At 71.1% G+C, this 21,439-nt stretch carries 17 protein-coding genes and 1 pseudogene; 7 read left to right on the top strand and 11 right to left on the bottom strand.

Features of this window, described 5'->3' with window-relative positions:
• Window positions 1–81: 81 nt before the first annotated feature.
• The gene (locus VIS07_02330; protein ID HEY8514331.1) at window positions 82–3,657 is read right to left on the bottom strand and encodes an SNF2-related protein; all 3,576 of its coding nucleotides are present in this window, start codon (window positions 3,655–3,657) and stop codon (window positions 82–84) included.
• Between the two features lie 190 nt (window positions 3,658–3,847).
• On the opposite strand from VIS07_02330, the gene VIS07_02325 reads away from it, so the two are divergent.
• The 5 genes from VIS07_02325 (at window position 3,848) to VIS07_02305 (ending at window position 7,002) form a co-directional block, all read left to right on the top strand.
• Window positions 3,848–4,324: a MaoC family dehydratase gene (locus VIS07_02325; protein HEY8514330.1), complete on the top strand. Its 477-nt coding sequence runs from the start codon at window positions 3,848–3,850 to the stop codon at window positions 4,322–4,324.
• 40 nt (window positions 4,325–4,364) lie between these two features.
• A complete protein-coding gene (locus VIS07_02320; protein ID HEY8514329.1) occupies window positions 4,365–5,531 on the top strand; it encodes a cytochrome P450 in 1,167 nt (388 codons plus the stop codon).
• 73 nt (window positions 5,532–5,604) lie between these two features.
• Window positions 5,605–6,024 (top strand): hypothetical protein, encoded by a 420-nt coding sequence (locus VIS07_02315; GenBank protein HEY8514328.1) that lies wholly within the window; start codon window positions 5,605–5,607, stop codon window positions 6,022–6,024.
• The gene (locus tag VIS07_02310; GenBank protein ID HEY8514327.1) at window positions 6,021–6,437 is read left to right on the top strand and encodes a thioesterase family protein; all 417 of its coding nucleotides are present in this window, start codon (window positions 6,021–6,023) and stop codon (window positions 6,435–6,437) included. Before VIS07_02315 ends, VIS07_02310 begins: the two co-directional genes overlap by 4 nt.
• 16 nt (window positions 6,438–6,453) lie before the next feature.
• Window positions 6,454–7,002: a Smr/MutS family protein gene (locus VIS07_02305; GenBank protein ID HEY8514326.1), complete on the top strand. Its 549-nt coding sequence runs from the start codon at window positions 6,454–6,456 to the stop codon at window positions 7,000–7,002.
• A 61-nt stretch (window positions 7,003–7,063) separates the two neighbouring features.
• Here the strand turns inward: VIS07_02305 and pstB are convergent, their stop codons facing one another.
• The 6 genes and pseudogenes from pstB to VIS07_02275 all read right to left on the bottom strand — a co-directional run bounded on the left by pstB (window position 7,064) and on the right by VIS07_02275 (window position 13,223).
• Complete coding sequence (pstB, locus tag VIS07_02300) at window positions 7,064–7,852, bottom strand: phosphate ABC transporter ATP-binding protein PstB (protein ID HEY8514325.1); 789 nt, start codon at window positions 7,850–7,852, stop codon at window positions 7,064–7,066.
• 20 nt (window positions 7,853–7,872) lie between these two features.
• Window positions 7,873–8,739, bottom strand: a complete 867-nt coding sequence (gene pstA / locus VIS07_02295; GenBank protein ID HEY8514324.1) for a phosphate ABC transporter permease PstA — start codon at window positions 8,737–8,739, stop codon at window positions 7,873–7,875.
• Window positions 8,736–9,755 carry a phosphate ABC transporter permease subunit PstC gene (gene pstC / locus VIS07_02290; protein HEY8514323.1) on the bottom strand — a complete coding sequence of 340 codons (1,020 nt, stop codon included), beginning with the start codon at window positions 9,753–9,755 and terminating at the stop codon, window positions 8,736–8,738. Before pstC ends, pstA begins: the two co-directional genes overlap by 4 nt.
• A 10-nt stretch (window positions 9,756–9,765) precedes the next feature.
• A complete protein-coding gene (gene pstS, locus VIS07_02285; protein HEY8514322.1) occupies window positions 9,766–10,806 on the bottom strand; it encodes a phosphate ABC transporter substrate-binding protein PstS in 1,041 nt (346 codons plus the stop codon).
• Between the two features lie 36 nt (window positions 10,807–10,842).
• Entirely contained in the window at window positions 10,843–12,282 is a 1,440-nt protein-coding gene (locus tag VIS07_02280; GenBank protein ID HEY8514321.1) for a porin, read from the bottom strand.
• 204 nt (window positions 12,283–12,486) lie between these two features.
• A pseudogene (locus VIS07_02275) lies at window positions 12,487–13,223 on the bottom strand (2OG-Fe(II) oxygenase).
• A gap of 81 nt (window positions 13,224–13,304) precedes the next feature.
• On the opposite strand from VIS07_02275, the gene VIS07_02270 reads away from it, so the two are divergent.
• Both VIS07_02270 and VIS07_02265 read left to right on the top strand, forming a co-directional pair.
• Window positions 13,305–13,919 (top strand): class I SAM-dependent methyltransferase, encoded by a 615-nt coding sequence (locus tag VIS07_02270; GenBank protein ID HEY8514320.1) that lies wholly within the window; start codon window positions 13,305–13,307, stop codon window positions 13,917–13,919.
• A 153-nt stretch (window positions 13,920–14,072) separates the two neighbouring features.
• Window positions 14,073–14,738 carry a response regulator transcription factor gene (locus tag VIS07_02265; GenBank protein ID HEY8514319.1) on the top strand — a complete coding sequence of 222 codons (666 nt, stop codon included), beginning with the start codon at window positions 14,073–14,075 and terminating at the stop codon, window positions 14,736–14,738.
• On the opposite strand, the gene VIS07_02260 is transcribed toward VIS07_02265, so the two are convergent.
• From VIS07_02260 to VIS07_02245, 4 genes are all read right to left on the bottom strand, one after another.
• Complete coding sequence (locus VIS07_02260; GenBank protein HEY8514318.1) at window positions 14,696–17,380, bottom strand: ATP-binding protein; 2,685 nt, start codon at window positions 17,378–17,380, stop codon at window positions 14,696–14,698. The two genes, VIS07_02265 and VIS07_02260, sit on opposite strands and share 43 nt — an antisense overlap.
• Window positions 17,374–18,954 (bottom strand): apolipoprotein N-acyltransferase, encoded by a 1,581-nt coding sequence (gene lnt, locus VIS07_02255; protein ID HEY8514317.1) that lies wholly within the window; start codon window positions 18,952–18,954, stop codon window positions 17,374–17,376. Before lnt ends, VIS07_02260 begins: the two co-directional genes overlap by 7 nt.
• A gap of 28 nt (window positions 18,955–18,982) precedes the next feature.
• Complete coding sequence (locus tag VIS07_02250; GenBank protein HEY8514316.1) at window positions 18,983–20,161, bottom strand: ATP-binding protein; 1,179 nt, start codon at window positions 20,159–20,161, stop codon at window positions 18,983–18,985.
• A 211-nt stretch (window positions 20,162–20,372) separates the two neighbouring features.
• A complete protein-coding gene (locus tag VIS07_02245; protein HEY8514315.1) occupies window positions 20,373–21,209 on the bottom strand; it encodes a hypothetical protein in 837 nt (278 codons plus the stop codon).
• Window positions 21,210–21,439: the final 230 nt, after the last annotated feature.

Raw genomic sequence — 21,439 nt, 5'->3', positions numbered from 1 at the left:
TGCGCGCCGACTCTCGACGTCCGTCGGCGGCTCGCGCGGCTTCGCTCGAGTCGGAGCGGCGCCAGCTCGGCCGAAGCAGCTTCAGCTGAGCCCGAGCAGCTCCGCGACCTCGCTCTCGCCGAGCTGCTCGATCCAGCCGCGGTCGTCGTCGATCACGCTGCTCGCGAGCGCGCGCTTCTGCCGCTTGAGGCGCAGGATCGCTTCCTCGATCGTCCCCGCCGCGATGATGCGGTAGACCGACACCGTCTTGCGCTGCCCGATGCGGTGCGCGCGATCGGTCGCCTGCTCCTCGACCGCGGGGTTCCACCACGGGTCGAGGTGGATGACGACGTCGGCCGCGGTGAGGTTGATGCCGGTGCCGCCCGCGCGCAGGCTCAGCAGGAAGAGCGGCATCGTGCCCTCGGTGAAGCTGTTCAGCACGGCGGCGCGGTCGCGCGTGCGGCCGTCGAGGTAGGCGTACTCGATGCCGCGCTCGTTCAGATCCTGGCGCAGCAGGGTGAGCAGCTCGACGAACTGGCTGAAGACCAGCGCGCGTCTGCCGCTCGCGATCACCTCGGACGTGAGCTCGCGGAACGCTTCGAGCTTCGCCGAGTCCTGCGGGCGGTAGCGCGGGTCGACGAGCCGCGGGTCGCACGCCATCTGGCGCAGGCGCAGCAGCGCCGTCAGCACCACCATCCGACTCTTCTCGAAGCCGTCGCGCGCGATGCGGCGTGAGAGGTCCTCGCGCGTCGCGGTGACGAGCGCCGCGTAGGCGCGATGCTGCGCCGGCGTCATCTCGACCACGACGTCGGTCTCGATCTTCGGCGGCAGATCGCTCTCGACGTCGGCCTTCGTGCGCCGCAGCACGAACGGTCGGATGCGCGCGCGCAGCGCCGCCGCCTCGGCGGCAGCGGCCTCCTGCTCGAGCGCGATCTGCGCCGCGACCGCCTCCGCGTCCTCGTCCTCGTCGCCCGCCGGCCCCGCGAGCTCGCCGAGGCTCGCCATCACCGGACGCTCGTAGCGCCGCGAGAAGCTCCGCCAGCTCCCGAGCATGCCCGGGTTCACGAAGTCGAGGATCGACCACAGCTCGAGCAGACGGTTCTCGATCGGCGTGCCGGTGAGCGCGAGGCGCGCCTCTGCCGCGAGCGACTTCGCCGCCGCGGTCGTCGCGGCGGCGTGGTTCTTGATCTGCTGCGCCTCGTCGAGGATCACGTAGCGGAAGCGGATGTCGCGCAGGCGCTCGACGTCGCGGCGCAGGAGCGCGTACGTCGTCACGACGAGGTCGACGTTGGGCACGTCCTCGTAGCGCGCGTGGCGACCGAGCCCGTGCAGCAGCACCGTGCGCAGCCCGGGCACGAAGCGCTCCGCCTCGCGGATCCAGTTCGGTGCGACCGAGGTCGGCGCGACCACCAGGCTCGGCATGCTGCCGTCGCGCGCGCGTCGCCAGGCGAGCAGCGCGAGCGTCTGGATCGTCTTCCCGAGACCCATGTCGTCGGCGAGGATGCCGCCGGTGCCGAGCTCCGAGAGGAGCTGCAGCCAGGCGACGCCGACCTTCTGGTAGCTGCGCAGGTCGCCCTGCAGACCGGGGATCGGCTCGGCGGTCGGCGACGACGCGAGCTCGCGCAGGCGTCGCGTCCAGCTCGACAAGAGCTCGTCGAGCTCGACGTTCTCCGCGAGCTCGCTCCACGCCGCGACCTCGCCGAGCAGGTGACGCGGCACCTCCGCGCTGAGCGAGTTGCCGAGCGTGTCCTGCGTCGCCGCGACCAGCGCCGCGACCTTCTGCGACAGCTCGGCGACGCTGCCGTCGGTGAGGCGCACCCAGCGGCGCTTCGCCGCCAGTGCTTGACGGATCTCCTCGACGTCGGCCGGGATGCCGTCCGCGGCGTAGCGCAGCGCGACGACGATCGATCCGGGACGCGCGGCGTCGGCGGTGAGCGTCGCCTGCAGCGGCGGGCGCGCGGTGACGTTGCGCAGCGCCGGCGGCACCACGACCTCGGTGAGCGGTCCGCCGGCCGACGTCTCGGCGACGAGACGCGGCAGGTCGTGCGTCCAGAAGAACACCGCCTCGTCGCCCTGCGCGCGCCAGGTCTCGGTGTCGGGCGGCGTGACGCTCGCGCGGCGCCGTCGCGGACGGCGCGCGAGCTCGAGCACGGTCGCGCTCACCACGTCGACCGCGGCGCGCTCGAGCTCGGCGTTGCGCTCGGGATCCTCGATGGTCGCGCAGCTCGCCGGCGTCAGCACGATCACGCGCTCGCCGTAGTGCGCCTCGAGCGTCGCCTCGACCGCGAACACCGCGCCGGTGACGCGCAGCACGATCCTCGGCACCGGCAGCGGCGGCAGCCCGAGCTCGTCGCGCGACGGCAGCGCGACGCCCTCGCTCTGGAAGTGCTCGTGCAGCAGCGCCGGCACGCGCGCCACGTCGGCCGGCTCGACCAGCACCTGCGGGTGCGCGGCGAGGCGCGCGAGCGCGATCGGACCGACGTCGTGCGCGACGCGCGCGAAGCAGCGCGCTTCCGGGAAGAACACCCAGCCGGTCGCGCCGCGCAGCAGGACGGTCTCGGTGAACGGCACCGGCGCGCCCTCGTCGGCGATCGCGCCGCCCGGACGCGTCGGCCGCCAGACCGCCTCGAGCACGAAGCCGCGCTCGAAGCGGGACGCCGCAGCCTCGGCCGACGGCAGGCCGAGCAGCGCGCGGAACGCCGGCTCGTCGATCGGGCGACCGCCGGTGTTGTACTCGAGCCAGGCGCGGCGGACCTTGAGCTGCTCCTCGGCGACCTCGTCGGCGCGCATCTGCAAAAGCTCGTTCGCGCGCACGTCCTCGTCGGTCGCCGGGCGCAGCCGCAGGGCAGGGCGCACGGGCTGCGCGAGCAGGGTCAGCGTCTCGTTTCCGTCGAAGTCGTGCAGCGTCAAGCCGGCCTCGGCGATGCGGTCGAGGAACAGCGCCGCGTCCTCGCCCTCGGCGACGAAGTCGCGGCCGCCCTCGGGCGCGCGCCGCAGCGGCTCGAAGAGACGCCACTCGTGCGCCGGCAGCCGGCGTCCTTCGAGGTCGTCGGGGCCGAACGGCTGGCGCTCGCCCTGCGGCTGGACGCGCACGCGCAGTCGCGCCGGCGCCTCGAGGTCCTCGTCGCCGCGCTCGACGGCGATCAGGAAGGACGCCGCGCCGAGCGGGCGCAGGGCGCCGCGTCGACGCCAGGCGGCGAACGTCGTGTCGAGGAGGCTCGTGCGACGCGGCACGGCGGCGCGGGCGGCTTCGAGGTCGATCCCGTGGCGACGCGCGATCGAGAGCGCGCGGGGCAGATCGGGCGCGGCGGGCGCGGCGGCCTGCGTCTCCTCGGCGCTGCTCTCGCGCAGCAAGCGCTCGCGCAGCGCCGGCGACGCCGCCATCTCGTCGAGCAGCCCTGCGACGTGCTCGCACGGCGGCTCCTGGCCGAGGCCCTGACAGCTACAGAGCGCCGCGAGCTCGCCGTTGTGCGCGACGCCGACGCTGACGCTCTCGACCGACCCGTTCGTGCGAATTTTTCCCAGCACGAGCTGGTTGCGCAGCGCGACCGGGTCGCCGACCAGGTGCGCGGTGGTGCGGCGTCCGATGCTCGGCGCACGATGGACACCGAGCATGCGCTCGACCCGGTCCGCGTCCAGGTCCGGCAGCCAGTCCTGGAGCGGCGCCAGATCGGACATGGTCACCGCGCACGACATCGAACCTGAAACGCTATCCCTCGGTGAAGAGCCACGCAAAGCGTTTCGACGCGCAGCGCCGTGACGAGGCGTCGACGCGCGCCGCGATGTGCTTTGCCTCGCCCCCGACGCGCGCTATGCCTGCCGGAGCTCGCCGGTGCGCGGCGCGAGCGACCGTCCGGAGGAGAGTCGCATGCTGGAGATCCGCTTCGACGACATCGAGGGCCTGAAGGCGCAGATCAAGGAAGAGTTCAGCCCCTGGGGGCCGGCGGTGCAGGTGACGCAGGAGATGATCAACGCGTTCGCCGACCTGACCGGGGATCACCAGTGGATCCACGTCGACGTCGAGCGCTGCAAGCGCGAGAGCCCGTTCGGCGGCCCGATCGCGCACGGGTTCTTGACGCTGAGCCTGCTGCCGAGGCTGCGCGCCCGCTCGGACTTCACGATCGTCGGGCACGGCAACGCCGTCAATTACGGAGCGAACAAGCTGCGCTTCCTGGCACCCGTGCCGGCCGGCGCCACGCTGCGCGCGCGCTCGCGCCTGGTCTCCGTCGAGCAGCGGCCGAAGGGGACGCTGGTCACGCAGGACATCCAGGTCGGGATCGAGGGTCAGGAGACGCCGGCGCTGCTCTACCAGATGGTCGTGCTCTACAACCCGCCGCGGAAGTAGCAGGAGCGCGCCGCCGCAGGCGGCGAGAAAGGGGAAGACGATGTCCGAGCCAGCCGCGGTCGCCTTCTCGCCGCAGGATCTGTTCGACTTCCCCGACCCGTACCCGCTGTTCGCGTCGCTGCGGCAGTCGAGCCCGGTGCTGCGCATCGCGCAGTTCGGGCGCCAGACCCACCTGGTGACGCGCTACGACGACGTCGCGCGCATCCTGCGCGACAACGACACCTTCTCGTCGCGCGCCAACGCGCAGCTGTCCGAGGTGATGGGCCGCAACATCATCCAGATGGACGGCAAGGAGCACCAGAAGCACCGCCAGATCGTCCAGTACGCGTTCCACTTCAAGTCGATCGCCGTGCTCGAGGACTTCATGCGCGACACGGTGCACCAGCTCATCGACCGCTTCGCGCGCGACGGTCGGGCGAACCTGGTCGAGCAGCTCGCGGAGCCGTTCCCGATCCGCGTCATCGCCAAGCTCGCCGGCGTGCCGATCCGGGACTTCGACCAGTTCAAGCAGTACGCGCTCGACATCATCGGCTTCGCCAAGGACCGTGCGAAGGGGCTCGCCGCGTCGCGTGCGATCGCGGAGTTCCTGCTGCCGATCATCGCCGAGCGCCGGCGCGAGCCGACCGACGACGTGCTCTCGCGGCTCGTGACCGGCGAGGTCGACGGCCAGCGCCTGAGCGACGAGGAGATCATCAGCTTCATGCGGCTCCTGCTGCCGGCGGGCGCGGAGACCACCTTCCGCTGGATCGGCAGCACGCTGCATGCGCTGCTGCACCATCCCGGCGCGCTCGACGAGGTGCTCGCCGACCGCTCGCTGGTCGGCGCGGCGCTCGAGGAGACGCTGCGCTGGGAGACGCCGGTGCTGTTCGTCGGCCGCCAGGCGACGCGCGACGTCGAGATCGCGGGCGTCGCGATCCCCGCCGGAAGCCTGGTCACGCCGGTGATCGGCTCGGCGAACCGCGACGAGAGCCACTACCCGGAGCCCGATCGCTGGGACCTGCACCGCGGCGCCGACGACCATCTGTCGTTCGGCGGCGGCCGGCACTTCTGCCTCGGCTACCACCTCGCCCGGATCGAGGCGCGGATCGCCCTCGAGGCGGTCCTCGACCGGCTGCGCAACCTGCGGCTCGACCCCGAGCGTCCCTCCACGATCGTCGGGCTCGCCTTCCGCTCGCCGAAGGACCTGTTCGTCCATTTCGACGCCTGACCCCGCCAGCGGCCGACTTGCTCGCAGGGGAACGGAAGGCGATGATCGGAGGGCCGGGCTTGGCGCCCGGCCGATGGCTCAGCCGAGGCTTTCGACGCGAGTCGGCGGCTTCGGCGGGGGGTTCTCGATGAAAAGCGTCCGCAGCATGCGCTGGCTCGTGCCAAGCCTTCTCGGCCTGGCGATCCTGCTTTGCGTCGGCGTCGCCTCGGCCGAGCCGATCGAGCGCGTCGAGGCCAAGCGCGTGTGCATGGTCAACGACTCGGTCTTCCCGAAGGACCAGATCCCGGTCCAAGTGGACGGCAAGACCTATTTCGGCTGCTGCGAAATGTGCAAGGGGCGCCTCGCGGCGGACGCCTCGGCGCGCGTCGCGACCGACCCCATCTCCGGCAAGCCGGTCGACAAGGCGACCGCCGTGATCGGCGCGACGCCGGACGGCAAGGTGCTCTACTTCGAGAGCGACGCGACCTTCAACGCCTACAAGAACCGCGCGTGACCGCGGACTTCGAGTACCATGACTTCGACGTCCTGGTGCGCGACCTGGACCCCCAGGGGCACGTAGCGAACCACGTCTACGTCGCGTACCTGTCCGAAGCGCGGGCTCGCTACATGCGCAGCCTCGGTGGGTTCGAGGCGGGGCTCCTGCCGTCGGTCGTCGCCGAGGTTCGGTGCCGCTACCTGAGCCCGCTGCTGCCCTGGGAGAAGTTTCGCGTCGGCGTGCGCGTCGCGCGCGTCGGCCGAACGAGCATCGACTTCGCGTACCGGGTCTGCACCGCGGAGCGCACCGTCGCCGAGGGGGACAGCACGGAGGTGCTGATCGATCGCGCGACGGGTCGTCCTCGCGAGATCCCGTCGTCCGTGCGCGCACGTCTGGAAGCGATCGCCGGCGTGCGCGGCGATGCAGCGTAGGAGAGAACGATACACGATGGAATCGCACCAAGGCCGCAAGGGCCCCAGCGATCAGGAAGAGACCAACACCGAGCTCAGCGCCGAAGAGCAGGAGTGGCTGCTCGCGACGCAGGACGTCGTGCCGCTGAAGGATCGTGACGTCGAGGTGGAAGAAGAGCAGCCCTCGCCGCTGGGTGGCCTCGCGGAGCGCCTGCGCTCGCGGCGCGAGCCGGTGTCGAGCGAGTCCGACGGCTCCTTGCCCGCCCTCGACCGCCGTACCGCCGAGCGCCTGCGGCGCGGCCAGATCGACATCGAAGCGCAGCTCGACCTGCACAACCTGACGCAGGACGAGGCGTTCCTCGCGATCCAGACCTTTCTCTACGAGTCGCTGCAGCAGAACCGACGCTGCGTTCTGCTGATCACGGGCAAGGGCACCGCGCGCGACGGCGGCGGCGTGCTGCGCTCGGCCGTGCCGCGCTGGCTCACCGAGGGCGCGTACGCGCCGCACATCATCGGCATCGCGCCGGCGCACCCGCAGCACGGGGGGGACGGGGCGCTCTACGTGCTGCTGCGGCGTCAGCGCTGAGGAGACGCGACGCTCGCCGGCGCATGCTTGACGCGCGTCGGCGGCGCCGGCGCGTCGTCCATCAGCCGAAGCGGCCGGTGATGTAGTCCTCCGTCCGCTGCTCGCTCGGCATCGTGAACATCTTGCTGGTGACGTCGAACTCGACGAGCTCGCCGAGGTACATGAAGGCGGTGAAGTCCGAGACGCGCGCCGCCTGCTGCATGTTGTGCGTCACGATGACGAGCGTGTAGTCGTTCTTGAGCTCGCCCATCAGGGCCTCGATCTTCGCGGTCGAGATCGGGTCGAGCGCGGAGCAGGGCTCGTCGAACAGCACGACCTCGGGCTGCACCGCGATGGTGCGCGCGATGCAGAGGCGCTGCTGCTGTCCGCCCGACAGCGCGAGCCCGTTGGTCGACAGCTTGTCCTTGACCTCGTCCCACAGCGCGGCGCGCCGCAGCGCGCTCTCGACGCGATCGTCGAGCTCGGACTTCGGCAGCTTCTCGTAGAGCTGGATGCCGAAGGCGATGTTGTCGTAGATCGACATCGGGAACGGCGTCGGCTTCTGGAACACCATGCCGATGCGCGCGCGCAGCAGATTGACGTCCTGGCGGCGCGACAGGATGTTCTCGCCGTCGAGCAGCACCTCGCCCTCGGCGCGCTGGTCGGGGTAGAGGTCGTACATCCGGTTGAGCACGCGCAGCAGCGTCGACTTGCCGCAGCCCGACGGACCGATGAACGCCGTGATCTGGTTCTCGTAGAGCGGCAGCGAGATGCGGTTCAGCGCGCGCGTCTTGCCGTAGTAGAAGCTGAGCTCGCGGATCGAGATCTTCTCGGTGAGCGTGGCGGGGTCGATGGACGCGTGATGCGTCATGGCGCTGGATCGAGCGTAGCTCATGCCGCCGCCCGGCTCCGTGCGATCAGCGCGCGCGCGACGATGCTGAGCGCGAGCACGCTGAAGGTGATGAGCAGCGCCCCGGTCCAGGCGAGCTGCTGCCAGTCCTCGTAGGGGCTCAGCGCGAACTGAAAGATCACCACCGGAAGGCTCGCCATCGGCGCGTTCAGATCCAAGCTCCAGAACTGGTTGTTGAGCGCGGTGAAGAGCAGCGGGGCGGTCTCGCCGCTGACGCGCGCGATCGCGAGCAGGATGCCCGTCACCATGCCGGCGCCGGCGGCGCGGTACGCAATCCGCGTGATGACGACGTACTTCGGCATGCCGAGCGCCGCGGCCGCTTCGCGCAGCGACACCGGCACGAGCAGCAGCATGTCCTCCGTCGTGCGCAGCACGACCGGCACGACCAGGATCGCGAGCGCGACCGTCCCCGAGAGCGCCGAGAAGTGGCCCAGCGGCACCACCATCACCTCGTACACGAAGAGCCCGACGACGATCGACGGCGCGCTGAGCAGGATGTCGTTGATGAAGCGCACCACCACGGTGAGCCGATCGCGCCTTCCGTACTCCGCCATGTACGTGCCGGCGAGGATGCCGATCGGCGTGCCGATCAGCACCGCGAGGCTCGTCAAGACGAAGCTGCCGACGATCGCGTTCAGCAGTCCTCCGTCGGAGCCGGGCGGCGGCGTGGTCTGCGTGAAGACGTCGAGCGCGAGGCCGCCCGCTCCCTTCCACACGAGCACCGCGAGGATCAGCACGAGCCAGCCGAGGCCGAACAGCGTCGCGAGCAGCGACAGCGTCACGGCGACCGCGTTGCGACGTCGGCGCGCGGCGTAGAGCGAGCTTCGCGCGGGCGCGTTCATGCTCATGCCCCCACGCGGCGCTCGAGCCGGAACAGCATCCAGCGTGCGGCCGCGAGCACGGTGAAAGTGATGAGAAAGAGCAGGAAGCCGAGCGCGATCAGCGACGAGGTGTAGAGCTCGCCGACCGCCTCCGTGAACTCGTTCGCGATGGTCGCCGAGATGGTCGTGCCGGGCGCCAGGATCGACGACGAGATCCGGTGCGCGTTGCCGATCACGAACGTCACGGCCATCGTTTCGCCGAGCGCGCGACCGAGCGCAAGCATCGCGCCGCCGACGACGCCGATGCGCGCGTACGGCAGCACGACCGAGCGCACCACCTCCCACGTCGTGCAGCCGAGCCCGTAGGCCGCCTCGATGAAGACGCGCGGCACGGACTCGAACACGTCGCGCGACACCGCGGTGATGAACGGCAGCACCATGATCGCGAGGATCAGCCCCGCGGTGAGAAGGCCGATGCCGTAGGGCGGCCCGGCGAACAGCGCCGACAGCACCGGCACGTCGGCGAAGGTGTCGATCAGGAACGGCTGCAGCGTCTGCTGCAGGAAGGGCGCGAACACGAACAGGCCCCAGATCCCGTAGATGATGCTCGGAATGCCGGCGAGCAGCTCGATCGCGATGCCGATCGGACGCCGGAGCCACGGCGGGCAGAGTTGCGTGAGGAAGACCGCAATCAGGATCCCGACCGGCACGGCGATCGCCATCGCGATCAGCGAGGTGACGATCGTGCCGTAGGCCGGCGCGAGCGCGCCGAACTGCTCGGTGACGGGGTTCCACTGCTCGCTGACGACGAAGCTCGGGCCGAACGCGCGCAGCGCGGGCAGCGCGCCGACGAAGAGCGCCACCATGACGCCGCCGAGGATCGCGAGGACCGACAGCGCCGCGGCGCGCGTCAGGTTGTAGAAGAGCGCGTCGGTGAGGCGCAGGCGGGCGAGCACGCGCTCGCGCGCGGCGAGCCGTCCGTCGAGCGTCGCGGCCGACGCGAGCGTCGCGTCGGCCGGAGAGCTGCGCCTGGAGAGCTCCATCGTCAGTCGTTCAGCGTGCGGTGTAGATCGGCTTGCCGCCCTCGTCGGTGATGCGCGTCCACGACTGCTCGATCGCGCGCACGACCTCGTCCGGCATCGGAACGTAGTCGAGCTCGGCCGCCATCGCGTCGCCCTTCGCGTACGCCCAGGCGAAGAACTCGAGGGCCGCCTTCGCCGCGGCGGGATCTCTCGGCTTCTCGTGCATCAGGATGAACGTCGCGCCGGCGATCGGCCAGGACTCGGCACCGGGCGCGTCGGTGAGGACGATTGCGAAGCCCGGGACGCTCGCCCAGTCCGCGTTCGCGGCGGCCGCGGCGAACGCCTCGGCGGTCGGCGCGACCGCGTTGCCGGACGCGTTCACGAGCTTCGTGAAGGTCAGCTTGTTCTGCTTCGCGTAGGCATACTCGACGTAGCCGATCGCGCCGCGCGTCTGCGCGACGTTGTTCGCGACGCCCTCGTTGCCCTTGGCGCCGATCCCCGTCGGCCACTGCACCGCGGTGCTCGTGCCGACCTTGCTCTTCCACTCGGGGCTCGTCTTCGCGAGGTAGTCGGTGAAGATGAACGTCGTGCCCGAGCCGTCCGAGCGGTGCACGACCGCGATCGCCTGCTTCGGCAGCGTGACGCCCGGATTCAGCTTGGCGATCGCGGGATCGTCCCAGCTCTTCACCTCGCCGAGGAAGATCCGCGCGAGGGCGGGGCCGTCGAGCGTCAGACCGCCCGGCGCGATGCCCTCGAGGTTCACCACCGGCACGACGCCGCCGAGCACGGTCGGGAACTGCACGAGCCCGTCCTTCTGCAGCTCGTCCGCCGAGAGTGGCATGTCGGACGCGCCGAAGGTCACGGTGCGCGCCTTGATCTGCTTGATGCCGCCGCCCGAGCCGATCGACTGGTAGTTGAGCTTGACGCCCGTCTCCTTGGCGTAGGCGTCGGCCCACTTGGCGTAGATCGGGTAGGGGAACGTCGCGCCGGCGCCCGAGATGGTGGAGGCGAAGCTCGACGTCGCAAGGGCGAGCGCGAGGGCGCTCGCGGTCAGAAGCGTGGTGATCTTCACGGATGGTCTCCTGTCGAGATTCGATCGTCGCATGGCTCACCAGGCGACCTGGAACCTCGCTTGGTAGATGTTGGCGCTGCCGGCGCCGTCGGTGCGCGCGGAGTAGACGTAGTTCGCCATCACCCGCATGTTCGGGTTCAGGTACCAGTTGAGCCCGACCGTCGTGTCGCCCAGGTTGCCGCCGCGGACGTCGCCCGAGTCGAGCTCGATCTTCGAGTAGCGCGCGCCCACCTCGAACGCGCCCCAGCCGGCGTCGGGTCCGAAGCCGAAGTTGCGCTTGGGCCGCACGCGATCGAACGCGCCGGAGGACTTCTTGTACGCGCGGCGCTCGCCGGTCAGGAAGTAGCTGACGTAGGCGTACCAGCCGTCGAACGCGGGATCGCCGGACGCCGGCGCGTCGACGAAGACGCGCATGTACTCGGCCTGCAGCGACGCCGGTCCGAGCACGATCGCGAGCTCGGGATTGATGCGGTCGAGGTCGTTCGCGAGGAAGTCGCCCGTGTCGACGAAGCGCGCCGCGAGGTGCGACTCGGGACGCTGGCGGAACCTGAGCTCGGCGTCGTTGCGGAACGAGTGCGCGTAGGAGAAGCCGAGGTGGACGAGCTGCGCGCCGTCGTCGGCGTACCAGGGTAGGCCGGTGATGCGCGTCGCGATGTCGTAGTTTTGCTCGTCACCGAAGCCGAAGCCGGTGTCGTCGGTCTCGCGGAACGCGCCGACCGCCCAGGTGAGGCGCTCGTCGAAGTAGGTCGGGTGGATCCCGATGCCGGTGTTGCGCTCCGGCGCGAAGACGTCGGCGAGGCTTCGCTCCATGAACGTGATGTTCACGCTGCTCGTGAGCTGCTCGAGCGAGAACGGCTCCTTGAAGTGGCCGATGCGGAGGTTCTGGACGAGCGGCACGTTGCGGACGGCGAAGTAGACGTCCTTGAACGCGACGTCGCCGCTCGCGACGTCGACCTCGAACTTGAAGCCGAAGTCCCGGTAGAGCTCGGCCTCGAAGCCGATCCGGGCGCGCCGGAACTCGGTGCCGCTCTGGAACTCGTCGATGCCGAGCTCGTCGCTGAGCGCGCGGCTCGAGTCGACGATTGCCCAGTCGTTCTGCAGCCGGCCGATCAGGGCGAAGCGGAACTGCTTGTCCGCGGTCTCGAGGCGCGGACCGTCCTTCCAGCGGGCGTACAACGTGTCGGGCGAGGGCTTCTTCTCCTCGACCACCTCGACCACTTCCGTGCGCTCGACCTTCTCGACCGTGGCGGCGTTCGCGCGGGCCGTTGCCCGGTCGGCTTCGCCCGCCTCGCGGACTTTGCGGCTCAGCGTGCGGTGCTGCTCGTCCGAGATCTGTCGGTTCTGGCGCAGGACGTCGAGGATCTCCTGCATGGCTGCTTGCTGTGCGTCGCCGGCGCCGGCCGCGCGCGTCGTCGCCACGTCCGCCGCGAGCAGCACGAGGGTGGCGAGCACGAGGTTCTTTCTGCGAAATCGCATCTCCCCTCCGGGGTCTTGCTGGGGGGCCGTCACGGCGCGAGCCGCGCGGCCCTCGCGATCGTCGCAGGCAGCACTACCGTCTCGATGTTGCAGGACGGTTACGGCGCAATTGCGCCGCCTTGAAGAGCGATTGCCCGGGTGCGCGCCGAGCACGGAGCGCCGTGCCGCGCGCGCACGCGGCGCGCAGCTCGGCGCAGGGCACGCTCAGCGCGCGTCGTGGAAGATGACGCCGAGGGCCCAGCGCCGACCCCAGGTGACGGTGCTGACCCCGTGGCGCAGCACCGCCCGGACGTGGCCGCGGCGGGTCGCGAGCGGCCGCACGGCGTTGGCGAAGATCAAGATCTCGCCCCGTGCGGCGGCGATCGCCTCGCCGCGCGACTGCCGCGCGGTCGCTGCTCGACGAGCAGGAACTCGCCGCCGCCGTAGTCGACGCCGGGCACGCTGAGAAAGCACGTCGCCTGCAGCGGGAAGGCGATCTCCCCGTAGAGGTCCTGGTGCAGGCAGTTGTAGCCGCCGGCCTCGTAGCACAGCAGGAGCGGGGTCGGCCGGCGCTGCCCGTGCGCGGCGCAGTGCGCGAGGAAGTCCTCGAGACGCTCGGGATAGCGCGCGTCGATGCGCAGCAGCTCCATCCAGCGGTTCGCGATCGGCGCGAGCTCGCGGTAGAGCGCGCGCCGCAGCGCGGCGACGAGCCGCGGCAGCGGGTAGGCGAAGTATTCGTAGCGGCCCTCGCCGAAGCGGTAGCGCGCCATGTCGATGCGCGAGCGGAAGCGGCGCTCGTCGGCGTCGAGCTCGACGAGCTCGCGGCACTCGTCGGCCGTCAGGATCGCGGGCGTCTTCGCCCAGCCGCGCTCGGTCAGCGTCGCGCCGAGCGCGGGCCAGTCGAGCCGGCGCACGCGCTCCGCGATCGACGGCGTCCCGACGGCGGCGTCTGCCGCGTGCATCCTCCGCGTGCTCATCGCGCGCATGCTCGCGCACCGCGCCCGGCGTTGGAAGTGTGACGCCGCTCGGAGTACGAGGCGTCGATGGGCCTCTACGAGCGCTACTTCCTCCCGAAGCTGATCGACCTCGCGATGCGGCAGAAGCCGATCATGCGGCAGCGTCGCAAGGTGGTGCCGCTCGCGTACGGACGCGTCCTCGAGATCGGCATCGGCTCCGGGCGCAACCTCGAGTTCTACGACCGCTCGCGCGTCGAGCACCTCTGGGGCCTCGAGCCGTCGCCGGAGATGCGCAAGCTCGCGGCCGCGCGCGCCCGCGAGCTCGGGATCGACGTCGAGTTCCTCGACCTGCCGGGCGAGCACATCCCGCTCGCGGACGGCTCGGTCGACACCGTGCTCACGACCTACACGCTGTGCACCATCCCGGACGTCGCGCGGGCGCTGCGCGAGATGCGTCGTGTGCTCGCGCCGGGCGGCGTGCTGCTGTTCTCCGAGCACGGTCGCGCGCCGGATCCGGGCGTCGTGCGCTGGCAGAACCGTCTGAACGGCATGTGGAGCGCGATCGCGGGCGGCTGCAACCTGAATCGTGCGATCGACTCGCTGCTGCGCGACGCAGGCTTCGCGATCGAGGTCGAGACGATGTACCTGCCCGGGCCGCGCCTCTTCACCTTCAACTACTGGGGTCGCGCGAAGCCTGCTTGACGCGAGCGCGCGCGCTGCTCGGACGACACGGCGGATGCGCAAGGGCGACGCATTCTGAGCGCTAGCGTCATTGGTTTGACTCTCGCTCGGGCGGTGAATGCCCGTCCGACGTGAGCCGAGCCGGGGAACGAGACTTGCTCGCCGGCGCCTGCCATGATCCGCGTCCTCGTCGCCGACGATCACACCATGTTTCGCGACATGATGAAGATCGCGATCCCGCGCGAGGGCCAGCTTCAGGTGGTCGGCGAGGCGGCGGACGGGCAGGAGGTGTGCGCGGCGGTGGAGCGCCTGCGGCCGGACATCGTGCTGCTCGACTACCGGATGCCGCGCGTCAAGGACTTCGCGGCACTGGTGCGCGAGCTGCGTCGGTTGAGCCCGGCGACCCGCGTCATCGTGCTGTCGGGCTTCGCGACCCAGGAGATCGCGCAGAAGGCCGCCGACGGCGGCGCGAGCGGCTACGTGCTCAAGTCGACGCGTCTCGCGGCGATCCTCGACGCGATCCGCACCGTCGCAGCCGGCGGAACGTGGATCGACCCGAGCCTTCCACGGCGCGTCTTCGAGACCTTCCAGCGCGCGCGTGAGCCGAGCGGCAAGCCGAGCGCGCTCGCCACGCTGACGCGTCGCGAGCGTCAAGTGCTGGGCTACGTCGCGCTCGGCATCAGCAACCGCGCCATCGCCGAGAAGCTCTGTCTCAGCGAGCAGACGGTCAAGACGCACCTGACCAACATCTTCGGCAAGCTCGAGGTGCGAAACCGCTGGGCCGCGGCGCTCGCGTTCTACGGCCGCGACGTGCCGCGCTCGGACGCCGACGCGAGGTAGCGCGCGAGCGGCGGCTTGGCGGCGCCGTTCGCCGTCTTGCGCGGATCGCTCGTCGCCGCCGCGTCGTCCGGCTGGTCGGGCAGGACGATCGTGAAGCGGCTGCCGACGCCGGGTGTGGTCTCGACGGTCAGCGTGCCGCCGAACTGCTGCTCGACGAGATTGCGCGCGATCCACAGCCCGAGCCCGGTGCCGCGCCCGCGCTCCTTGGTGGTGAAGAGCTCGTCGAAGACGCGCGGCAGGATGTCTTCCGGAATGCCGCCGGCGCGGTCGCCGACCGTCACCAGCACGCGGTCGCCGTCGCGCCGCGCCTCGACCTCGACCGCATCGGCCGTCACGCCGCGGTCCTCGTAGGCGTCGAGCGCGTTGCCGATCAGGTTGGTCAGCACCTGCGCGAGACGCGCTTGCGAGCCCATCACCTGCAGCCCGCGCGGGTGCTCCGTGTACTCGATGTGGCAGCCCGACGTGCGCAGCCGGTGCGCGAACAGGCCGCGGATCTCGTCGACCACGGCGCCGATCGAGAACGGCACGGGCGCGCCGTCGCCGGGGTCGCGGCCGTGCACCTTCACCTTGCTGACGAACGCCGCGGCCTTGCGCGCCCAGCCGGCGGCGGTCTCCGCGGTCTCGACGATCTCGTTCGCGATCGCGCGGTGGTCGTCCTTGGTGACATTCGGGTCGTCGGTCGCGTCGGCGTACTCGTGGCCGAGGTCGGTGAGGATCTTGAGGGCGTTCATCACGCCGCCGAGCGGCGTGTTGAGCTCGTGCGCGATGCCGGCGGTGAGGCGTCCGAGCGTCGCCAGCCGGTCGGCGCGCGTCAGGCTCTGCTGGCTCGCCTCGAGCTTCTCGTATGCCGTGCGGAGCTTCGCGAGCGACTCGGCGAGCTCGAGGTTGGTCTCGCCGAGCTCGCGCGTGCGCTCGCGTACTTCCTCTTCGAGTCGCGAGTTCAACGCCGCGAGCTGCGCGAACGCCGTCGCCGTGCCGAGCGCGAGCGCGATCTGGTTCGCGGCCGTGCGCAGCAGCGAGACGTCGAGCACGTTGTAGGGCCGCCCCGAGCTCTTCGTGCCGAGCGCGAGCACGTCGAGCCCGCCGTCGCCCTGACGGATCGGCACCAGGACGTCGGCGTCGAGCGCTCGCCAAACGGCGGGCAGCGCGTGGTCGGCGACGTCCTCCCACTCGTAGCGGGCGAGGATCTCGCCGGCTGCGAGACGCTCGCGGAGCGGACCCTGCAACGCGATCGGCGGGCGTTCCGAGCTCGCGTCGGCGTCGTGCAGCAGTCCGTCCTCGCCGCGCACGAGCAGCGCGATGCTGCGCGGCCAGAGCGTCCGTCCGAGGACGCTCGCCGTGTGCGTCGCGACCTGCTCGGTCGAGCGCGCCGAAGCGAGCTCGTGGCTCAGCTCGGCGAGCACGGTCTCCGGATCGTACGCCTTGCGGAAGAAGACGCGATCGACGGCGTCCTGCACGCGGTTGCGTAGCCAGGTGAGAAGGTAGACCAGCGCCAGGTTGACGCCGGCCCACGCGAACGACGAGAGCGACCACGAGCTCCACGTCGGAACGAGCGCGCCGAACGCCGCGAACAGCGTCAAGTAGATGACGACGCTCGCCGCGACGACGATCGCGTAGGTCAGCGCGCGGCGCAGCACGACGTCGATCTCGAAGAGGTCGCGCTTGACGATGGCGTAGGCGATGCTGAGCGGGAACAGGAAGGCGGTGATCGCGCCGGCGTTGAGCGCGATGCCCCCGCCGGCGATCGCGGAGACCGCCATCAAGCCGACCGGGACGACGAGGCCCGCGAACGCGCCCACCGCAACGACGCCGATGCGCCTTCGCACGAGCGCCGACGGGCTCGACAGGAAGTCGTAGACGATCACCGCGATGAGCGTCATCCCGGCGAGCCCGTGCGCCGCCGAGGCGACGAGGTGCGCCGCGGTGTACGCCGACGGCGAGTCGAGCACCGCCTCGTACCACACGGCGAGCAGCACGAATGGCGCGTACACCGCGAACAGCGCGTACCGACCGCGCCCGCGCAGGCGGTCGGTCGGGAACACCAGCGCGAGGTGCAGGAACGCCGCCGCGAGCAGCGACTCGGCGAGCACGTGCAGGCGGAAGAACCAGTGCGGACCGTAGAGGTCGACCGCCGTGACGATGAAGACGCTCGTCGTCGTGGTGGCCGCGAACAGCGCGCGGCTCGCGCGGTCGTCCGGCTTGAGCAGGAAGACGAGCAGCCCGATCGCGAGGAAGGCGACGCCGTTCACCAGGTAGGCGCCGAACAGCAGCACGAAGTCGGTGCGCGAGAAGATCTGCGAGGCGACGGTGGCGTCGATCACGGATCCGCCCGGACTGCGCAGGCGGTAGTCGATCGGCGTCCCCGCGGGACGCTCGGCGACGCGCTCGTACACCTCGGCCGCGGTCGCGACGGGCTCGCCGTCGACCGCGAGCACCTGGTGCTGGAAGAGATTCCCCGGACGGCTCGGCCACTCGGGTAGCGCGATCGACGGCACGACCCGGTTCGCCATCACGAAGAAGCCGGGGAAGGTCGAGCCGATCCAGCCGAGCGAGGTGACGGAGATCACCGCGAACAGCACCACGAAGAGCGAGACCGTCGCGATCGTGATGCGGCGCAGCCGCCGCGCGCGCGCGTTCAGCACGAGCGCCTCCGGCCGACGAGCAGCCCCACGCCGAGCGCGACGCCGCCGAGCGCGATCCACGCGTCGCCCCAGCGGACGTACGGCGTCGTCGTCGTGCCCGGCACGACGGCGGCGCGCAGCACGCCGCGTCCCGGCGGCAGCGCGTCCTGCACCTCGCCGGTTGCCGTGACGAAGCCCGAGATGCCGCCGACCGACGCGCGCACGAGCGGACGGCGCGTCTCGACCGCGCGGAAGACGCTCATCGCGAAGTGCTGCGCGCGCGCGGCCCCGTCGCCCGAGTCGAGCCAGGCGTCGTTCGAGAGGTTGACCAGCACGTCGGCGCCGTCCCGGACGCGAGCGCGCGCCAGCGCCGGGAAGAGCGCCTCGTAGCAGATCAGCGCGCCGAGCCGGAGGTCGCTCGCTTCGAGCAGCGCCGCCGCACGGCCTGGCGCGTAGGCGAGACCGCTCGCGGCCGCGCTCGCGTCGAACGGGTCGTACTCGGCGAACGGCACGAGACGCTGCTTGTCGTACGAGCCGCGGATCGTTCCTTCACCATCGAGCAGGAAGACCGCGTTGCGCGGGCTGCCGTCCGCGGCGCGCCGCGAGCCGCCGAAGAGCAGCAGCGCGTTGCTCGCGCGCGCGACCTGCGCGAGCTGCGCGCGCAGCAGGGCATCCTCGTCCGGGTAGAACGCGACCGCGCTCTCCGGCCAGACGACGAGCGCAGCGCCTCCCGCGCTTCGCGTCTCGGCGGCGTACGCGGCGACGGTGCGCGCGGCGGCGGCGCGGCTCCAGTGCAGACGCGCCGGGACGTCGGCCTGCACGAGCGCGATCTCGCGTGCGGCGGCGCTCGTCTGCGCGTTCGACGCCAGCGCGCCGAGCCGCGCCTCGCCGTAGAGCAGCGTGAGCGAGAGCAGCGCCGCGGCGGGCAGGAGCGTCTGCAGCACGACGCGCCCCGGACGCTCGGCGGCGGCGAGCGCGAGCGCGCCGCGCACGAGCGCGACGCTCGTCCACGCGACGACGAACGACACCGCGTACATCCCGCCGAGGTCGGCGATCTGCACGAGCGCGGTCGCACGCCACTGCGCGTGCGCGAGGAAGCCCCAGGGCAGCCCCGTCAAGAACACGGTGCGCAGCCACTCGCACGCGACCCAGAGCCACGCGCCGCACGCCGGCACGGCCCACGACGGCACGCGCGGCGCGACCAGGCGGTGCGCGAAGGTCAGGAGCGCGTAGGGTAGGGCGGCGTAGACCAGCCACACCGCGAGCGCGAACGCGAGCGCCGTCGTCCGGCTGCCGCCGAAGTACGCGGCGGCCGCGCCCGGCGCCCACGACGTGACGCCGATCGAGATCAGCAGGCCGAACGCGGCGCCGAGCAGTAGCGCGCGCGGCGGCGTCGTGCGCTCGGCGCCGACGAGCAGCGCTCCCGGGGCGAGCCAGGCGAGCGCCGCGAGCGTGAACGGCGGCATCGCGAGCGTGTAGAGCACCGCCGCGACGACCGGGCTCGCCGCGACGAGCAGGCGCGCCGCGCTGGGTGCGCTGACGGCGATCGAGGCTCCGACGCTCGGCGATGCGGGCCGCGTGCTCAGCCCGGGCACGGCGCTCGTCCCGCGCGTCCCCCGCGTCTCAGGCGAGGCCCGTCGGGTCGACGGAGCGGGGGCCGCCGCCGGCCGCGGCGCCGATCGCCTCGCGGTTTGCCGCGACGCGCTCGGGCAACAACAAGGTGAAGGTCGAGCCGCGTCCGATCTCGCTCGTCGCGCCGAGGTCGCCACCGAGCAGCCAGGCGAGGCGACGCGCCAGCGTCAAGCCAAGACCGATCCCACCCTGCGCGCGCTCCGCGACCTCCTCGGCCTGGCGGAACGGCTCGAAGATGACCTCGAGGTCCTCGGGGCGGATGCCGGGGCCGGTGTCCTCGACGGCGAACGCGAGCTTGTCGTCGACCCGCCCGATGCGCAGCGTGATCGAGCCTTCGGGCGTGAACTTCGCGGCGTTGGTGATCAGGTTGCGCAGGATCGTGCGCAGCTTGACGGAGTCGGTGACCAGCACGTCGGGCGCGTAGTCGCGCTCGACGCGGAACTCGACCGGCTTCTCCTCGAGCAGCACCCGCGCGAGCCGCGTCAGCTCGGCCACCACCTCGTCGAGCCGGATCCGCTGCTCGCCGACCGCCTGCACGCCCGCCTCGATGCGCGCGTAGCTCAGGAAGTCGGACACCAGCTCGGCGAGGTTGCGGCTCGCTTCCTCGACCGCGCGCAGCGGCTCGAGCGCTTCCTGCGGCAGCTTGCCGAACTGGCCGTCGATCAGCAGCTCGCTGTAGCCGGCGATGACGTTGAGCGGCGTGCGGAACTCGTGCGAGACGTTCGCCACGAGCTCGGCTTGCAGGCGCTCGCGCTCGCGCAGCCGCTTGATGAGCCGGTAGGCCTTGAGCCCGACGTCGACCCAGAGCAGCAGCTCCTCGGGGCCGTTCGCCTTGTCGTGGTAGCCCTGGATGTCGAGCTCGGCGAGCATCTCGCGCGGCGGCTTGTTCCCGGAGTACCCGGTCTGCAGGATGATCTGCACGAGCGGGTCGAACTTGCGGATCTCGCGCACGAGCTCCTCGCCGGTCATGCGCGGCATGAAGTAGTCGACCAGGATGAGGTGCAGCTCGCGCTCGCGGATGATCTCGAGCGCGCGCTCGCCGCTTTCCGCCAGGAGCACTTCGTGCCCCTGCTTTCGGAGCAGGCTGCCGACCGAGATCAGGGTCTCCTCCTGGTCGTCGACGACCAGGATGGTGTGTCCCGTGGGTTCTCTCGAGGATCGACGCGCCATGGTGCGGGAGCCACCCGAAGAAACTCGGGGTGCTCCTCCGATCATCGGCTCGACCGGGGCCCTTCTTGAGAGAATCCGCAAAAGGCCGTTACAGACCTTTCACGGCGCTCTGCCGACTCGCCCGCCACGGCGCTCGCGTTGCCCGCCGACGCGGGCTCCCCGTGCGCTGGGCTCGAAGTCGGCGCCGTGCAGGTCCCGGAAAGTCCGATGCTCAGCGGGATCCGTGTCCCTTGTGGCCGCCGTGGCCACCGTGCCCGCCGTGCCCGGACGACGAGCAGCCACGCTGCCACTCGACGATGCGCGGCTTCGGCTCGCCGCGCCGCTCCGGAAGCACGGTGACGATGCTCAGGTCGAAGGTGCTGGTCTCGCCGCCGGAGAGGCGTCCGCCACGCTCGAGCCGGCCGTCGATCGCGATCACCAGATTGTCGTGGTCGACGTGCGGCGTGCCGTCCACGTGCCAGGCGGGGTCCGACGGGTCGAGCTTGAGCGCGCCGTCGTGCACGTGCTGCTTGGCGTAGGTCACGAACTCGTGGCGGTCGTAGATCAGCTCGAAGCTGTCCGGTGCGCCGGGGTCGCGGATCTCGTAGTGCCCCGCCTGCTCGGCGAGGAGCTCCATGACGAAGCCCTGCGCGTTGTAGATCGCGACGTCCTTCGCCGAGAACAGCAGCGGGAACTCCTCGCCGACGCCGCTGAACACCATGCGACGACGGATCGGGCCGATGTCGAGCGGCAGGTACATCGTCCCGTCCTTGCCCACGGCGGCGGAGTAGCAGCGTACGAGGACGGCCGCGTTCGACTCGTCGAGGCGCAGCACCGGCTGCAGGACGGTGAAGTCCTTGTCGGCGATCTTCAGGACCTTCTTGCCGTTGCGCTTGACGGTGATCTTGGTCGGGCCGATCGGCACGTCGGGGACGGTGACGACGAGCTGTGGCTTCTTGACGCCGTCGGCGAGGTCGCGCCGCACGACGGCGCGCGCGCTCACTTCCTTCTTGCCGAACTCGACGTCGTAGCTCTCGCCCGCGCGTAGATCGTCTGCGAACAGCGTCACCGTTCCGCCGACGGGCGCGAACGCCGGCCGGATCGCGGCCGGTGCCGGCGGCGGCTTGTCGCAGCCGCAACCCGCGTGCGCCCGAGCGGGCGGAAACGCGAGCACCAGGCCCAGAACGAGAACGCCAACCAACCCCACCTGCCTCGTGTGCACGAGCGAGTGATCGGCGTTGCAGGACGGTGCGTGTAGTCGCGCGAAAGTGTGAATTTTCGGGCTTGTCGCAGGAAATC

The sequence above is a fragment of the Candidatus Binatia bacterium genome (genome assembly GCA_036563615.1).
In the GTDB taxonomy this organism is placed as follows: Bacteria; Desulfobacterota; Binatia; order UBA12015; family UBA12015; genus DATCMB01.
The sequence above is the reverse complement of the archived record's forward strand: the minus strand, read 5'-3'. Positions and strand labels throughout refer to the sequence as shown.

Excerpts from the sequence above, each read along its gene's own strand:
- VIS07_02330 (HEY8514331.1), bottom strand. The coding sequence starts at position 3,657 with ATGTCCGATCTGGCGCCGCTCCAGGACTGGCTGCCGGACCTGGACGCG.
- VIS07_02325 (HEY8514330.1), top strand. The coding sequence starts at position 3,848 with ATGCTGGAGATCCGCTTCGACGACATCGAGGGCCTGAAGGCGCAGATC.
- VIS07_02320 (HEY8514329.1), top strand. The coding sequence starts at position 4,365 with ATGTCCGAGCCAGCCGCGGTCGCCTTCTCGCCGCAGGATCTGTTCGAC.
- VIS07_02315 (HEY8514328.1), top strand. The coding sequence starts at position 5,605 with ATGGCTCAGCCGAGGCTTTCGACGCGAGTCGGCGGCTTCGGCGGGGGG.
- VIS07_02305 (HEY8514326.1), top strand. The coding sequence starts at position 6,454 with ATGGAATCGCACCAAGGCCGCAAGGGCCCCAGCGATCAGGAAGAGACC.
- pstB (HEY8514325.1), bottom strand. The coding sequence starts at position 7,852 with ATGACGCATCACGCGTCCATCGACCCCGCCACGCTCACCGAGAAGATC.
- pstA (HEY8514324.1), bottom strand. The coding sequence starts at position 8,739 with ATGAGCATGAACGCGCCCGCGCGAAGCTCGCTCTACGCCGCGCGCCGA.
- pstC (HEY8514323.1), bottom strand. The coding sequence starts at position 9,755 with ATGGAGCTCTCCAGGCGCAGCTCTCCGGCCGACGCGACGCTCGCGTCG.
- VIS07_02280 (HEY8514321.1), bottom strand. The coding sequence starts at position 12,282 with ATGCGATTTCGCAGAAAGAACCTCGTGCTCGCCACCCTCGTGCTGCTC.
- VIS07_02270 (HEY8514320.1), top strand. The coding sequence starts at position 13,305 with ATGGGCCTCTACGAGCGCTACTTCCTCCCGAAGCTGATCGACCTCGCG.
- VIS07_02265 (HEY8514319.1), top strand. The coding sequence starts at position 14,073 with ATGATCCGCGTCCTCGTCGCCGACGATCACACCATGTTTCGCGACATG.
- VIS07_02250 (HEY8514316.1), bottom strand. The coding sequence starts at position 20,161 with ATGGCGCGTCGATCCTCGAGAGAACCCACGGGACACACCATCCTGGTC.